Below are 16,224 nucleotides of genomic sequence, written 5' to 3'. Positions count from 1 at the left end.
CCTGAAGCGCGCCTCCTAATAAGGCGCGCTTTTTTGTCCATCGGTACAATACTTTTCTGCTGTCCTAGCTCCTACTATCGACATATACGCCGCTACTCGGTTTAGTGCCTATGCACTAAAACAGCGGCCCTATATTGGTGATCGAGGAGTGACACATGGCAGCTGCAACCGTTATTGCAATTACTGGCCAGGCTTGGGCGCGTGATGAAGCGGGCAACCTACGCGAATTGCGTATTGGCGACGTGCTTCAAGAAGGCGAGGTATTAATTACTTCGGCAAGTGGCCAAGTGCAGTTAGATTTCGCTGACGGCAGCGGTGCCAGCGTTGTAGAGGGTGGTCAAGAAGTTGCCGTCACTCCTGAGTTAGACAGCGATTTGATCGTCGCAACCGAAGACGCCAGCGCGATGGACGACGACCTCGACACGCTGCTTGCGGCGCTTGATGAAGAAGGCGATCTTCTTGACTTGTTAGACGCCACCGCAGCCGGTGCAGGTGCTGGCGGCGGTGGTGGCGGTGGCAGCAGCTTCGTGCGTGTTGCCCGAGTTGCTGAAGAAACCGACCCGCTCGCGTTTAGTACTGAAGGTGGTTTAACAGGTGCAGAGTTTTTTGAGCTTGATGGTGGAGCCGTCGCTGCAGCAGCAGACGGTGATGCGGTTACTCCCGAGCCAGAGCCAACACTTGAGCCAGAGCCAACACCTGAGCCAGAGCCAACACCTGAGCCAGAGCCAACACCTGAGCCAGAGCCAACACCTGAGCCAGAGCCAACACCCGAGCCAGAGCCGACACCTGAGCCAGAGCCTATTCCCCTTCCCTCGATCACCTTGACCGCGGGCGACGACCTGCTGGAAGGATTGGCGGAGGCGGGCGACGAAGTGGCCACGGTCACCGACAGCAGCGATCCGCTGGGTAACGGGCTGACCTTTGGGTTCAGCACAGACGAGAATGGTCAAAGCACAAACAGCGCCGGCTACTATGCCATCGACGCGACCACGGGCACAGTCACCCTGACGGCAGACGGCGCCTCACACGTCAACAGCGGCGGCACGCTGCCCGAGATTGCCGTCACCGCCACTGACAGCGCAAGCCGTCCGGCCAGCGATACCGCAGATATCGGCGCGGTAGCCGGCCCCTCGATCACCTTGACCGCGGGCGACGACCTGCTGGAAGGATTGGCGGAGGCGGGCGACGAAGTGGCCACGGTCACCGACAGCAGCGATCCGCTGGGTAACGGGCTGACCTTTGGGTTCAGCACAGACGAGAATGGTCAAAGCACAAACAGCGCCGGCTACTATGCCATCGACGCGACCACGGGCACAGTCACCCTGACGGCAGACGGCGCCTCACACGTCAACAGCGGCGGCACGCTGCCCGAGATTGCCGTCACCGCCACTGACAGCGCAAGCCGTCCGGCCAGCGATACCGCAGATATCGGCGCGGTAGCCGGCCCCTCGATCACCTTGACCGCGGGCGACGACCTGCTGGAAGGATTGGCGGAGGCGGGCGACGAAGTGGCCACGGTCACCGACAGCAGCGATCCGCTGGGTAACGGGCTGACCTTTGGGTTCAGCACAGACGAGAATGGTCAAAGCACAAACAGCGCCGGCTACTATGCCATCGACGCGACCACGGGCACAGTCACCCTGACGGCAGACGGCGCCTCACACGTCAACAGCGGCGGCACGCTGCCCGAGATTGCCGTCACCGCCACTGACAGCGCAAGCCGTCCGGCCAGCGATACCGCAGATATCGGCGCGGTAGCCGGCCCCTCGATCACCTTGACCGCGGGCGACGACCTGCTGGAAGGATTGGCGGAGGCGGGCGACGAAGTGGCCACGGTCACCGACAGCAGCGATCCGCTGGGTAACGGGCTGACCTTTGGGTTCAGCACAGACGAGAATGGTCAAAGCACAAACAGCGCCGGCTACTATGCCATCGACGCGACCACGGGCACAGTCACCCTGACGGCAGACGGCGCCTCACACGTCAACAGCGGCGGCACGCTGCCCGAGATTGCCGTCACCGCCACTGACAGCGCAAGCCGTCCGGCCAGCGATACCGCAGATATCGGCGCGGTAGCCGGCCCCTCGATCACCTTGACCGCGGGCGACGACCTGCTGGAAGGATTGGCGGAGGCGGGCGACGAAGTGGCCACGGTCACCGACAGCAGCGATCCGCTGGGTAACGGGCTGACCTTTGGGTTCAGCACAGACGAGAATGGTCAAAGCACAAACAGCGCCGGCTACTATGCCATCGACGCGACCACGGGCACAGTCACCCTGACGGCAGACGGCGCCTCACACGTCAACAGCGGCGGCACGCTGCCCGAGATTGCCGTCACCGCCACTGACAGCGCAAGCCGTCCGGCCAGCGATACCGCAGATATCGGCGCGGTAGCCGGCCCCTCGATCACCTTGACCGCGGGCGACGACCTGCTGGAAGGATTGGCGGAGGCGGGCGACGAAGTGGCCACGGTCACCGACAGCAGCGATCCGCTGGGTAACGGGCTGACCTTTGGGTTCAGCACAGACGAGAATGGTCAAAGCACAAACAGCGCCGGCTACTATGCCATCGACGCGACCACGGGCACAGTCACCCTGACGGCAGACGGCGCCTCACACGTCAACAGCGGCGGCACGCTGCCCGAGATTGCCGTCACCGCCACTGACAGCGCAAGCCGTCCGGCCAGCGATACCGCAGATATCGGCGCGGTAGCCGGCCCCTCGATCACCTTGACCGCGGGCGACGACCTGCTGGAAGGATTGGCGGAGGCGGGCGACGAAGTGGCCACGGTCACCGACAGCAGCGATCCGCTGGGTAACGGGCTGACCTTTGGGTTCAGCACAGACGAGAATGGTCAAAGCACAAACAGCGCCGGCTACTATGCCATCGACGCGACCACGGGCACAGTCACCCTGACGGCAGACGGCGCCTCACACGTCAACAGCGGCGGCACGCTGCCCGAGATTGCCGTCACCGCCACTGACAGCGCAAGCCGTCCGGCCAGCGATACCGCAGATATCGGCGCGGTAGCCGGCCCCTCGATCACCTTGACCGCGGGCGACGACCTGCTGGAAGGATTGGCGGAGGCGGGCGACGAAGTGGCCACGGTCACCGACAGCAGCGATCCGCTGGGTAACGGGCTGACCTTTGGGTTCAGCACAGACGAGAATGGTCAAAGCACAAACAGCGCCGGCTACTATGCCATCGACGCGACCACGGGCACAGTCACCCTGACGGCAGACGGCGCCTCACACGTCAACAGCGGCGGCACGCTGCCCGAGATTGCCGTCACCGCCACTGACAGCGCAAGCCGTCCGGCCAGCGATACCGCAGATATCGGCGCGGTAGCCGGCCCCTCGATCACCTTGACCGCGGGCGACGACCTGCTGGAAGGATTGGCGGAGGCGGGCGACGAAGTGGCCACGGTCACCGACAGCAGCGATCCGCTGGGTAACGGGCTGACCTTTGGGTTCAGCACAGACGAGAATGGTCAAAGCACAAACAGCGCCGGCTACTATGCCATCGACGCGACCACGGGCACAGTCACCCTGACGGCAGACGGCGCCTCACACGTCAACAGCGGCGGCACGCTGCCCGAGATTGCCGTCACCGCCACTGACAGCGCAAGCCGTCCGGCCAGCGATACCGCAGATATCGGCGCGGTAGCCGGCCCCTCGATCACCTTGACCGCGGGCGACGACCTGCTGGAAGGATTGGCGGAGGCGGGCGACGAAGTGGCCACGGTCACCGACAGCAGCGATCCGCTGGGTAACGGGCTGACCTTTGGGTTCAGCACAGACGAGAATGGTCAAAGCACAAACAGCGCCGGCTACTATGCCATCGACGCGACCACGGGCACAGTCACCCTGACGGCAGACGGCGCCTCACACGTCAACAGCGGCGGCACGCTGCCCGAGATTGCCGTCACCGCCACTGACAGCGCAAGCCGTCCGGCCAGCGATACCGCAGATATCGGCGCGGTAGCCGGCCCCTCGATCACCTTGACCGCGGGCGACGACCTGCTGGAAGGATTGGCGGAGGCGGGCGACGAAGTGGCCACGGTCACCGACAGCAGCGATCCGCTGGGTAACGGGCTGACCTTTGGGTTCAGCACAGACGAGAATGGTCAAAGCACAAACAGCGCCGGCTACTATGCCATCGACGCGACCACGGGCACAGTCACCCTGACGGCAGACGGCGCCTCACACGTCAACAGCGGCGGCACGCTGCCCGAGATTGCCGTCACCGCCACTGACAGCGCAAGCCGTCCGGCCAGCGATACCGCAGATATCGGCGCGGTAGCCGGCCCCTCGATCACCTTGACCGCGGGCGACGACCTGCTGGAAGGATTGGCGGAGGCGGGCGACGAAGTGGCCACGGTCACCGACAGCAGCGATCCGCTGGGTAACGGGCTGACCTTTGGGTTCAGCACAGACGAGAATGGTCAAAGCACAAACAGCGCCGGCTACTATGCCATCGACGCGACCACGGGCACAGTCACCCTGACGGCAGACGGCGCCTCACACGTCAACAGCGGCGGCACGCTGCCCGAGATTGCCGTCACCGCCACTGACAGCGCAAGCCGTCCGGCCAGCGATACCGCAGATATCGGCGCGGTAGCCGGCCCCTCGATCACCTTGACCGCGGGCGACGACCTGCTGGAAGGATTGGCGGAGGCGGGCGACGAAGTGGCCACGGTCACCGACAGCAGCGATCCGCTGGGTAACGGGCTGACCTTTGGGTTCAGCACAGACGAGAATGGTCAAAGCACAAACAGCGCCGGCTACTATGCCATCGACGCGACCACGGGCACAGTCACCCTGACGGCAGACGGCGCCTCACACGTCAACAGCGGCGGCACGCTGCCCGAGATTGCCGTCACCGCCACTGACAGCGCAAGCCGTCCGGCCAGCGATACCGCAGATATCGGCGCGGTAGCCGGCCCCTCGATCACCTTGACCGCGGGCGACGACCTGCTGGAAGGATTGGCGGAGGCGGGCGACGAAGTGGCCACGGTCACCGACAGCAGCGATCCGCTGGGTAACGGGCTGACCTTTGGGTTCAGCACAGACGAGAATGGTCAAAGCACAAACAGCGCCGGCTACTATGCCATCGACGCGACCACGGGCACAGTCACCCTGACGGCAGACGGCGCCTCACACGTCAACAGCGGCGGCACGCTGCCCGAGATTGCCGTCACCGCCACTGACAGCGCAAGCCGTCCGGCCAGCGATACCGCAGATATCGGCGCGGTAGCCGGCCCCTCGATCACCTTGACCGCGGGCGACGACCTGCTGGAAGGATTGGCGGAGGCGGGCGACGAAGTGGCCACGGTCACCGACAGCAGCGATCCGCTGGGTAACGGGCTGACCTTTGGGTTCAGCACAGACGAGAATGGTCAAAGCACAAACAGCGCCGGCTACTATGCCATCGACGCGACCACGGGCACAGTCACCCTGACGGCAGACGGCGCCTCACACGTCAACAGCGGCGGCACGCTGCCCGAGATTGCCGTCACCGCCACTGACAGCGCAAGCCGTCCGGCCAGCGATACCGCAGATATCGGCGCGGTAGCCGGCCCCTCGATCACCTTGACCGCGGGCGACGACCTGCTGGAAGGATTGGCGGAGGCGGGCGACGAAGTGGCCACGGTCACCGACAGCAGCGATCCGCTGGGTAACGGGCTGACCTTTGGGTTCAGCACAGACGAGAATGGTCAAAGCACAAACAGTGCCGGCTACTATGCCATCGACGCGACCACGGGCACAGTCACCCTGACGGCAGACGGCGCCTCACACGTCAACAGCGGCGGCACGCTGCCCGAGATTGCCGTCACCGCCACTGACAGCGCAAGCCGTCCGGCCAGCGATACCGCAGATATCATCATCTTAGGTACACCGGATACTGAATCTCCAATTGCTGATCCTGTTTTAGCAAATGCTCAGTTCTTTACTGAAAATGATGAAATACCTAATGGTGTAGATGTCACACCGTTGATCTTCCGCAGCTTTACCGTCAGTGGCGGCGTTGATGAAGTTGAAAAAGGCAAAACCGAACCAACAGAGCTGGAGGAAAACCCATCTCTTGGAGGTAAGGATAACGAGACTGCCGAAAAAAACTTGACTTTCACTCTTAAGTTCTTGCCAGGGTATGGAGCCCTTTATATTGATATAGAGGGTAATGGCACCTTTGTAACTGCCAGCGAGAACCAGGAGTTCAATACTGTTTCCAAATTTTTCTGGGCGGTAGATAGCGCTAGTCTTGGTGGCCTTGAAACGAAAACTGTAGAGTTCACTTCGGCCTCTTATGACAGTAGCTCCGTGTCGCTTTATGCTTACGATTATGGCTTTGTGGCCGGTGAGTTGACCTTCCAGAATGCTGGAGCTGGTGTTAAGGCAGATTCGGCTGTCCAAAAAGAAGTGCCAAATCAGCTTGGCTATCGTGATGGGCAATCACAAACTATCGTCATGGATTTTGTAAACACGGCAACAGCTGCCAAAGTTTCCATTAACAATCTGGTTGCCAACGGTGAAAAAGAAATCGGTAATGTTGAAGCCTATCTGAATGGTAATGTGGTCGGTAGTTGGACGTTTAGCGGTGTCCCGGAGGAGGCTGACCGGTTATTGAGTAACGGCAGCTTCTCACTACCTGATGATGTAGTCTTCGATCAGCTTCGCTTTACGGCGACAGATCTTGCTGAGGGAGGAAGGGGAGCCTCAGATTCTGACGCAAGTGATTACTTCATTAAATCAATTGAGTTCAAAGAGCTACCGGCTGCTGAGTTCCAGTACTCGGTCACAGATGAAGCGGGCAATGAAAGTGATTATGTCATTGTCAGTGTGAAAACTGAAACTAATACATCGGTTCCAGCCGCCAGTGATCCAGAGCCAGAACCTCCAGTAATAGAAAATGGCGATTTTTTAGCATCTGCCTATGAAGGCAACGGGTTTAAATCATGGGTTAATAACGGTAACTTGCAATCCGCTAATGCAAAAGTTGAAGTTGAGGTTTTTGATGGGGAGTCTTGGCTAGGTGTTAGCAACGGCAGCAACGGCAACAACGGCAATCAGAATAGTTCCATCGACAATAATGAATCGCTCTTGCTGCAGCTGTCTAAGCCGACCAAAGCGTTGAGCTTTTCAGTAAAAAAAGCTGATGATGGGGAAAATATAAGTGGTGAGTGGTTTGCTTATAATAAAAAAGCTGACGGCAAAGGCTACGAAAAAGTGTCAGATGCCAGTGGTAGATTCACTGAAGAAGGCAACTTAGAAGTCGAATCGAGTGAAGAGTTTGAGTACATAGTATTTGATGGGGGTGATCGATCATCCAATGGTGGTTTTTATGTCAAAGTTGATGGAATTGGCGATGTCAGTGATCCTATAGGGAAAAAATTAGACGGCACCATCATCGACGGCGTTATAGAAGGCATCATGTACACCACTTCCTCCGGCCTCTCCGGCATCACCGATGAGAATGGAGCCTTTGAATACCGCGAAGGCGACTCTGTCACCTTTATGGTAGGCGATGTGGTCATCGGTACCGCCTCAGCTGAAGCGCTGTCCGATGGCAAGGTTTTCCTCCAAGAGCTGGCGAACGTGCCGCTTAACGATCTTAACGACGAATACGTTGAGAACATGGCGGTATTCCTGCAATCACTGGATGCGGATGGTGACGCCTACAATGGTATTACCATCACCGCTGCGACGCATGCCGCCTTTGAAGGTAGCTCACTTGACTTGCGCAGCGTGCCAGAAGCGGAGCTTAAAGCCATCCTGGAAGGTATGGGGGCTGCTTATGTGAACGAAGAAGAGGCGATGCAGCACGTCCGCGATATGCTCGAAAAACATGAGGGTATTACGGAGTTTGATGAGCACACAGATGACTCTATCAAAACGGCGGTGTTGGCCCATGAGACGATTGAAGGGCTTACGTACCAAACCAGCAGCGGCTTGATGGGTGAATTAAACCAAGGCGAGTTCACTTTTGATGAAGGTGATACCGTTGAGCTATTCGCTAACGGACAACTAGTGGCCTCATTTGCCGGAGCGGATGTGGGTAACGATGGCTTGATTACCTTTGCAGAGGCTGGGTTCACCGTTACACCCGAAGAGCTTGAGATGCTGATCAACGGCGAAGCTCCGCTGGCAGAGGAAGATGTAGCGGAACAGGCAGAAACACTGGACGAATCTGAAGCGCTGGCTGAAGAAGTGCCTGAAGACCAACTGATAGACGAAGCAGAAGAGGGAGCATCTGTTGAACTGTTAGAAGGTACTGTGGAGCAAGAGCCTACAGCTGAACCAGAGGTTGAAGAGCCTGATGCTGCTGTGTCTGAAACGTTGGAGGCTCAGAGTGATATCAGCGGCTACACTTTAGCTGATGAAGATGACTCACTTTTTGGCGATGTTGCTGAAAGCGATGCTGACATGGAAGAAGACGATGCATCTAGTGAAGCACAAACAGAAGAAACGGATGCAGAAGCTCAAGAGTCGCTGAGTGAAGCGGACGTGCTGGCAGGCGATGAAGATAGTAGTGTGGATAGCTGGCTACCGCCTTCTCAAAGCAGTGAGGATGAGAAGGCACCAGTGCCCGCTTCACAAAAGGATCAAACGGCAGAGTCCGATACTTCGGTAGGCCATACCGATTATGTGAAGCTGCATAATGATAACGCCAACAGCCACTCGGATATCTAACAGTACAGCAGCAGCATCTATTAGCAAGGCCGCCAACTAGGCGGCCTTGTTGTAATGTGGTCTAATTACTTTTAGGTAAGGATTAGGTGCATTAACTAACAAGGAAGCCGTTATGCTCTATATCAAACGTAATGCCCAAGGAGAGATTGTGATGCTCAGTAAGGAGCCATCACCTGAGTGTAACGAGACCGTTGCGGCCCACTCGTCGGAAGTGTACGACTTCTTAGCGCAGCGAACCGGTCAGTCTTCGCAAATGATCGCGTCAGACTTGGCGTTTGTGCGGGTGGTGGAGGACATGCTGGAAGTGCTGCTGGAGAAAGGCGTGCTTAGCTTTACGGACTTACCTCCCGCCGCCCAGCGCAAAGTGCTGGAGCGTAAATCACTGCGGGTGAAGAACGCTGTCAATTTGATTAGTGATGATGGTAGCGTAATTTGACGCGGCTGACGCCGCGTCGTTGCTTATCTACTACTATCCCACGATGCTCGGGCGTTAGGTTAAACGTACGCCTGGGCCCGTCGCGCCATCCACCCCTGCACGAAACAGGCTTTCTAACTCTGCTTGTTCTGTCACCCCTTCTGCGATGACCTGAATACCCAGCGAATGGCATAGAGTTGCCATGCCGCTCACAATCGTTTGCTGCTCGTTCGAGGTGTGAATCCCGCGAATTAAGCTGCTGTCCACTTTAAGGTAGGCAAGCCCGACGTCATGAAGGTCGGCAAGTTTAGTGAATTCCGCCCCTACGTGCTCAATACCAAACTGGCAGCCAAGCGGCCGCAGTGCGTTGCATAGTCCACGTAAGCTGCCAATGGCATGCGCATTTAATACTGCGGGCACTTCAAAGCAGAGCTGTTTGGCGAGCTGCGGCTGCTTCTCTAACAGCGCTCTTAGCTCAATAACAAACTGCCCGTTGGTAATGGAGGCAAGCGAAAGGTTGATTCCCATTTTTTGCGTAGGGTTGAGGGTTAGTTGCTCAAGGGCTTGCTTGACAACAGCAATATCGAGCGCTGGCTCTAGGTCAAAGCGAGACACCCAGGGAATAAATACACCGGCTGTTTGCCATGCATCTGCAAGCTCTAAGCGGGCAGGGCACTCGTAGTGAAGCACGTTATTTTCGGCATCCGTCACGGGGAAGTAGGCCAGTTGCGGCCCTTGGTGAATAGCGGTATTAAGAGCTGTTCGCCACTCAGCATGGGTATTAAACAGCGAGCCTTGCCTCGCTTCACGAATAACAATACGGCTATGTGCACTGCTGCTTTCCGCTTCGGCTAGGGCATCGTCTAAGGTTGCCATAAGGACGCCGCGCTCGTCGTGGGGTGTATAAGCAACCACGGCAGTTGGCAAGCGAATGCCCATAGCGGGTGCCTTGAGCGCGATGGTATCCAACGCTTGGTGAAGGCGAGGTAGAAGTGCCTTTGTGTCTTCTTCTAATGGCAGTAGCAGCATAAAGTCACTGCCGTTGAGGCGGCCTACGAAGGTCTCCCCTGCAGCATCGTCTAACGAGGCAAGTTGTGTCACCAGCTCGCGCAGTAAGCTATCAGTTGCCTGATGGCCCAACTGTTCATTCAGCTGTTCCAGGTCTTGAACCCTCACCATCACCATTGTGCCCGTTGCACGGGCATCGTCGCTCCCCAGTAGCGATGCTAGCCTGCCCATAAACACATCGCGGGTCAGCGCGTCGGTGACGCGGTCATGCTGCAGGTGGCGGCGCAGTTCGTCTAGCTTTTGGCTCTCTTGGCTGAGCATCTGGCGAACGTTGGCTGACAGCACATTCATTGCCTGGGCAACTTCTTTAAGTTCTAGCGTGCGGGGCTCTTTAATAGTGGTAAAGCGGCGGGCGCTGATGTCTTTGGCTTGGGCCACAACACGTATTAATGGATGCTTTATACCGCGCACCAGTACGGTAGCAATCGCTAAACTAATCGCCCCCGCCAGTAAGAACCAGCCTGCTAATTCCAACATGCTGCGCCATAAAGAGGCGTAGGCAAAGCTATGCTGGCTTTCAAGTTCTAAGGTGCCGAACTGCCGCCAGCCATCTTGCACCGTGGCAACGCCTGTGGGTACGTCAAACTGAACTAAGCTGCGGAACCATGCGGGAACGTCACCGCTATATTCACCGGCAGAACGCTCAGTGAGTATGTTGTCCTCGGTGTCTCGTAGGGTAATACGGCGGTAGTAGCCAGTATCAAACTGGGCTGAAATAAGCAGCTCTAATATAACCATATCTTTATCGAGCTGACTCATCGAGAGTGCTAGCGCAGTGGCGTTATCTTCATTTTTAATGCGCACTTCCTGCTCAATGTAGCTGCGGCTTGACGCAATGCTAATGGCAAGGCTGCCGACAAACGAAAGCAGAAGTAGCGCGATAATGGCCAGCCAAAGCTGTTTAATGAGCGACATAATGCTAATCCTTTTAAATGAAGCCTTGTAATTGCATGCGTTCAATCACGCTACGCCAACGAGACAGGCGTGCTAATGGGTCAGCGCGCGATTCTGATGAGCCGCCCGCCCACAGCCCTTCACTGTTAAAACTAAACACTGGGTCTAAATCGGTACGTTGGGAGGCTGGGCTAATCGACGGGGCGATGTTGTCTAACACCAACGGTTCCGCATTGGGGGTGGTGTAATAACCCAACACCATGTGGGCTTGGGTTATTTGGCTTCGGCCAATGCGCGCGCGCACGTAAATCATCCTCAGGCGCTCCCCAGGGACGCCAAGCTGCTTAAGGGTGATATATTTGGCAATCGAGTAATCTTCACAGTCGCCTCGCCCTTCGCCCATCGCCTCTAACGGAGTCGCCCAGAAGTCCTCTTGTCGCCAGACGTTGATATCGTCAACCCAGCGTATTTGGCGATTGAAGAAATCATTAACCTCACGAAGCTGTCGCTGCACATCTTGCCCACGCAGGCGATCCAAGAGGGAAAACCACGCTTCTAGTACGGTGAGGCCGGTTTGCCCATACTGCTGTTGCATACTTTGGCGTAACCGCTGGGGGTTAAAAGCAGAGGCGGGAGTAGGCAATAGCCCCATTCCTGCGCCCAGCACAAGCGCGCCGGCAGTGGCTAAAAACTGCCGCCGGGAGAGAGAGCCAAGCGAGGAGCGGGAAGAGTCAGGCATAAGTGCCATTAGCGTTCGTCAAATATTCATTAAGACTACAAGCTACGGCACCACAGCGCTATATCTTCCCACTAGAAAGTATAAATAAGAAAGTATGAACAAGAACGTGCTGCTACCCGTGCTTTTTCATTAGGGCTATTGAGCTAAGGCTTGTAGCTCCTGTTCGGACGCGTGCTCGGAAAGCAGCGGCTCAAGCGCGGGCCATACGTTCTCTAAAATAATCGGCTGTGCCTCGGCGGTGGGGTGAATGCCGTCGCTTTGCATTAGCTGGTTGTTGAGAGCGATGTCTTCCAGCAAAAAAGGCACCAGCGGAATGTCATACTCGTCGGCCAACGAGTCAAACACACCGGTGAAGGCATCCCGGTAGGCTTGACCGTAGTTAGGCGGGATATCAATGCCAAGCAGCAGAACATCCGCGTCGGCTTGCTGGCTTTGTTCAATCATGCGGGCGAGGTTGGCACGCATCTGATTAGGCGCTAGACCGCGCAGGCCATCGTTGCCTCCCAGTTCTAATAGAACGATATCAGGCTGTCGCTGTCCGATAATATCGGCAAAACGCTGTGCCCCTCCGGAGGTGGTTTCGCCGCTGATGCTGGCATTCACCACCGTTGCATGGCCTTCAAGACGCTTTTCCAGCAGCGCTACCCAGCCCTGTTCCTGCTCTATGCCATACGCGGCGCTAAGGCTGTCGCCCATTACGAGCAGAGTAGGGCTTTGATGAGCAGGGCTTTGATGAGCGGAGCCTTGATGGGCAGAGCCTTGATCTGCGTTGAGCGATGAGGTGCCGAAGGTGACTATCAGTGCCAGTACCCCACCGGTTACCATACGGTTCAGGTTTCGCCATGCCAGTTTCTGCCACGCTCGTTTTTGAAATGCTAGTTTCTGCCACGCTACAGGGATGCCACGCTTCATGCCTTACTCCTCTGACCCAATGTCTACGTTACCCGCCGATGACGCGACTGCGCACTCGCCTAAAACCTCGCCTTCCACCGACACCGCGTCTGCTTATAAGGTTCCTGGTGGCGGCGCGAGCGCGCCGGTGCTGCTGGCCGAAAAACTCTCTAAGCAAGTAACCAGCGGTGAGCGCGCATTAACTATCTTACACGACCTTTCTTTGAGCGTGGCGGCAGGTGAGAGCGTTGCCATTCTAGGTAAAAGCGGCGCCGGTAAATCAACGCTGTTAGGGCTTTTAGCGGGGCTAGATACCCCAAGCGATGGGGAGTTAACCCTTTTTGGGCAGCCTTTAAGCCGCTTGGATGAAGATGGTAGGGCGGCCCTGCGCGCTGGGCGTGTGGGGTTTGTGTTTCAAAACTTCCAACTGCTGCCTACGTTAAGCGCGCTTGAAAACGTGCTCTTGCCTCTAGAGCTCTCCCCGCGTGCAGGTGGCGATAGTACCGCTGCGCACTGGCTTGAGCGGGTAGGGCTAGGCGAGCGCACGGGGCATCTGCCTAAACAGCTTTCAGGAGGTGAGCAGCAGCGGGTGGCGATTGCCCGAGCGTTTGTAACCGACCCAGAGCTGGTATTTGCCGATGAGCCCACCGGCAACCTAGACCCGGATACCGGCGCACAAATTATTGACCTGCTGTTTACGCTTAACCGTGAGGCGGGCACCACGTTGATACTGGTGACGCACGATCACGCGCTTGCGAAGCGCTGTGACCGCTGCCTGCGGCTCGCCAATGGCAAATTGGAGCCTTTTGAGCCAACCCTCATCAATGGGGGTGGTGATGAGTGATCTTAACTGGCGTCTTGCCGCCCGCAGCCTAAAGCGTGACCTGCGAGCATCCGATGTGCGGGCGCTGTTTATTGCACTGATGCTGGCGGTAGCGGCGTCGACCATGATTGCTTTCTTTCTCGACCGGTTAGAGCGTGGCTTAGAGCGTCAGGCAGGCCAAATGCTGGGCGGTGATCTAGTGCTCGAACAGCGCGAGCCGTTCTCTGAAGAGCTGCGCGCAACGTTAGAGCAAGCTGGCTTTACGCTGAGTGATCAGGTAGATCTTGTATCGATGATTAGCCGGGGCGAGCGCTTCCAACCGGCTAGCTTGAAAGCGGTGGATGATGTGTACCCTCACTACGGCGTTTCCCATGTGGATCGCGGAAATGGGGTAGAGCAAATTGCCTCTGGGCCGCCGCCAGGAGAAGCCTGGGCCGACCCCCGGTTGGCTCAGCTCATTGAAATAGAGCTAGGCGACCGCGTCCAAGTCGGCCAAACCGAACTCACCATCAGCGGCATTATTGAGCGCGAAGCCGACCAGTCCGGCGGCTTTGGCAACTTCAACCCACGCTTGATGCTACATACCGCTGACCTGGAAGATACCGGTTTAGTGCAGCCGGGTTCGCGTATTGAGTTTGAGCTACTGGCGGCGGGGCCGCCCGCCGCATTGGCAGAAGTACAAACGCTACTGGCCGAGCTGAGAAGGGACGGTGTGGACGTGCGCGATGTCCGGGTAGACCGCCCCCAGCTAGGCAATGCCCTTCAGCGTGCCGAAAGCTACCTGGGGCTTGCCGGGTTAGCCGCCGTGCTGCTGGCCGGGGTGGCGGTGGCCATGTCGACCCGCCGTTACGTAGAACGCCACCTGGATACCGCCGCACTGCTGCGCTGCTTTGGGGCTAGTCAGTATCAACTCGTGACGATTTTTTCCCTACAGCTATTAGGATTAGCGCTGGCGGCATCGGCGGTGGGAGCACTATTGGGGTTGGCGGGGCAGGCAGTGCTGCTTTGGCTGCTCACCAGCTTTTTACCGATGACGCTCCCGCCCCCCGGCATTATGCCGCTTTGGTTAGGCATTTTTACGGCATTGGCGGTGTTGGTAGGTTTTGCTGGCCCAACGCTATTGCGTATTAAGCAGGTGAGTGCGCTTAAAGTGCTGCGCCGCGAGCTGGACCCGCTGCCGCCCTCAGCATGGTTGGTGGTGGGTGTCGCAAGCATCGTGTTTGGCGGCCTGCTGTGGCTCTACTCCGGCAGTTTGCCGCTGGCGGTTGCGCTGCTGATGGGCGGCGCTGCGCTGTTGGGCGTACTGTGGTTGCTGAGTTCCCTGTTACTCAATGGCTTGCTAAAAGCCGTGCAGCGGCTGTCTGGGGGAAGTGCGTGGTCGCAGGCGTTTCGTTTAGGGGGGCGACAGTTAGCAAGGCGCAAGCAGGCAGGCTTAGGGCAGCTGTTGGCCTTTTCGGTCACGTTCTTTGCCATGGCGATGATTGTGCTAGTGCGAGGCGATCTGCTGACGACCTGGCAAGACCAGCTACCCGATGACACCCCCAACTACTTTGCGATTAATATACAGCCCGGCGAACGTGACGCCTTTGAAGACGCCGTGGCACCCCGGGTAGACACCCAAAGCACGCTCTATCCTATGGTGCGCGGGCGCATTACCGGCATCAATGGGCAACCTCCGCGAGACGCCGTACCGCCAGATGCCAGGGGTGACAACTCACTACGCCGCGAGCTAAATCTCACGTGGCAAGCCGATGTTCCCCCAGGTAATCAAGTGGTGGCCGGGCAGTGGTTTGCAGCGCAAGACGAACCACAAGGCTTTATGAACGAAGTAGAAGCCACCCCCGCTGAAAGAGACGCGATGGTGCCGATCTCCATGGAAGACGGCCTCGCCCAACGGTTAGGGTTAACCATTGGCGACGAACTAACGTTCTCGATCGGTAGCGATACCATTACCACGCGTGTCGAAAGCTTGCGCAGCCTCAATTGGGATAGCTTTACCCCCAATTTTTTCGTTATTTTTCCACCGGGCGTCCTGGAATCCTATGGGCATAGCTATATTACCGCGTTCCACTTGCCCGACGCTGAGCAAGGGCTAATACGCCAGCTGGTGAGCGACTTCCCCGGCGTCTCGCTACTCAATGTGGATGCCATCTTAGGCCAGGTACGCGAAGTGCTAACGCAAGTGACCCGAGCAATAGAGCTGGTATTAGCCTTGGTGCTGCTAGCAGGTATCAGCGTGCTCTATGCTGCCCTGACGGCCAGTAGGCCGGTGCGCGCCCACGAAAGTGGCTTGCTGCGCGTGTTCGGCGCAGGCACAAAGATGATTTCCCGCGTGCAAGGGGCCGAGTACGCTCTGCTTGGGTTTGCCAGTGGGTTGATGGGAGCGGCACTTGCGGAGCTAGCGACCGCCGCCCTCTATCTCTACTGGCTGGATTTAACCCCACGCCTGCATGTTGGGCTTTGGTTCATACTGCCGCTAGCGGGCGCGCTGCTGATTGGCATGATCGGCCATGCGCTCTCCGCCAGCCTAAGGCGCCAAGCCCCCGCAGCCAGCTTAGGGCTATTGGGCGAGGCATAGCTGTTCAAATATACAGATTGAGACGCGATGCTGTCCATTTGGTCAGCCTGCGGGGCGCCAACAACATGAAACATACTCATGCAACACCTGACGCGTATGCGATGAAAGTCGCGTCAGGCTGCGTTA

The 16,224-nt window shown here is 57.7% G+C and carries 7 protein-coding genes; 4 read left to right on the top strand and 3 right to left on the bottom strand.

The genetic code is table 11. The annotated features are described in order from the left end of the window. Nucleotides 1–155: 155 nt before the first annotated feature. Both LG301_RS10890 and LG301_RS10885 read left to right on the top strand, forming a co-directional pair. Nucleotides 156–8,690: a retention module-containing protein gene (locus tag LG301_RS10890; RefSeq protein ID WP_404471190.1), complete on the top strand. Its 8,535-nt coding sequence runs from the start codon at nt 156–158 to the stop codon at nt 8,688–8,690. Between the two features lie 112 nt (nt 8,691–8,802). Beyond that, a complete protein-coding gene (locus LG301_RS10885) occupies nt 8,803–9,126 on the top strand; it encodes a tryptophan synthase subunit beta like protein (protein WP_404471189.1) in 324 nt (107 codons plus the stop codon). A gap of 54 nt (nt 9,127–9,180) precedes the next feature. Here LG301_RS10885 and LG301_RS10880 read toward each other — a convergent pair whose 3' ends face one another. The 3 genes from LG301_RS10880 to LG301_RS10870 all read right to left on the bottom strand — a co-directional run bounded on the left by LG301_RS10880 (nt 9,181) and on the right by LG301_RS10870 (nt 12,718). Continuing rightward, the gene (locus LG301_RS10880) at nt 9,181–11,088 is read right to left on the bottom strand and encodes an EAL domain-containing protein (protein ID WP_404471188.1); all 1,908 of its coding nucleotides are present in this window, start codon (nt 11,086–11,088) and stop codon (nt 9,181–9,183) included. Between the two features lie 13 nt (nt 11,089–11,101). Continuing rightward, nucleotides 11,102–11,815 (bottom strand): transglutaminase-like cysteine peptidase, encoded by a 714-nt coding sequence (locus LG301_RS10875; protein ID WP_404471187.1) that lies wholly within the window; start codon nt 11,813–11,815, stop codon nt 11,102–11,104. A gap of 126 nt (nt 11,816–11,941) precedes the next feature. Then, nucleotides 11,942–12,718: an arylesterase gene (locus LG301_RS10870; RefSeq protein ID WP_404471186.1), complete on the bottom strand. Its 777-nt coding sequence runs from the start codon at nt 12,716–12,718 to the stop codon at nt 11,942–11,944. Here LG301_RS10870 and LG301_RS10865 point away from each other — a divergent pair. Beyond that, nucleotides 12,717–13,541 carry an ABC transporter ATP-binding protein gene (locus LG301_RS10865; protein ID WP_404471185.1) on the top strand — a complete coding sequence of 275 codons (825 nt, stop codon included), beginning with the start codon at nt 12,717–12,719 and terminating at the stop codon, nt 13,539–13,541. The two genes, LG301_RS10870 and LG301_RS10865, sit on opposite strands and share 2 nt — an antisense overlap. Beyond that, a complete protein-coding gene (locus tag LG301_RS10860) occupies nt 13,534–16,098 on the top strand; it encodes an ABC transporter permease (RefSeq protein ID WP_404475235.1) in 2,565 nt (854 codons plus the stop codon). The genes LG301_RS10865 and LG301_RS10860 overlap by 8 nt, the downstream gene beginning before the upstream one ends. Nucleotides 16,099–16,224 lie beyond the last annotated feature (126 nt).

This window comes from Vreelandella venusta, assembly GCF_044809155.1.
Classification (GTDB): domain Bacteria; phylum Pseudomonadota; class Gammaproteobacteria; order Pseudomonadales; family Halomonadaceae; genus Vreelandella; species Vreelandella venusta_B.
The sequence above is the reverse complement of the archived record's forward strand: the minus strand, read 5'-3'. Positions and strand labels throughout refer to the sequence as shown.

Coding starts and splice junctions, on each gene's coding strand:
- LG301_RS10875 (WP_404471187.1), bottom strand. CDS start 11,815: ATGGCACTTATGCCTGACTCTTCCCGCTCCTCGCTTGGCTCTCTCTCC.
- LG301_RS10890 (WP_404471190.1), top strand. CDS start 156: ATGGCAGCTGCAACCGTTATTGCAATTACTGGCCAGGCTTGGGCGCGT.
- LG301_RS10860 (WP_404475235.1), top strand. CDS start 13,534: ATGAGTGATCTTAACTGGCGTCTTGCCGCCCGCAGCCTAAAGCGTGAC.
- LG301_RS10885 (WP_404471189.1), top strand. CDS start 8,803: ATGCTCTATATCAAACGTAATGCCCAAGGAGAGATTGTGATGCTCAGT.
- LG301_RS10865 (WP_404471185.1), top strand. CDS start 12,717: ATGCCTTACTCCTCTGACCCAATGTCTACGTTACCCGCCGATGACGCG.
- LG301_RS10870 (WP_404471186.1), bottom strand. CDS start 12,718: ATGAAGCGTGGCATCCCTGTAGCGTGGCAGAAACTAGCATTTCAAAAA.
- LG301_RS10880 (WP_404471188.1), bottom strand. CDS start 11,088: ATGTCGCTCATTAAACAGCTTTGGCTGGCCATTATCGCGCTACTTCTG.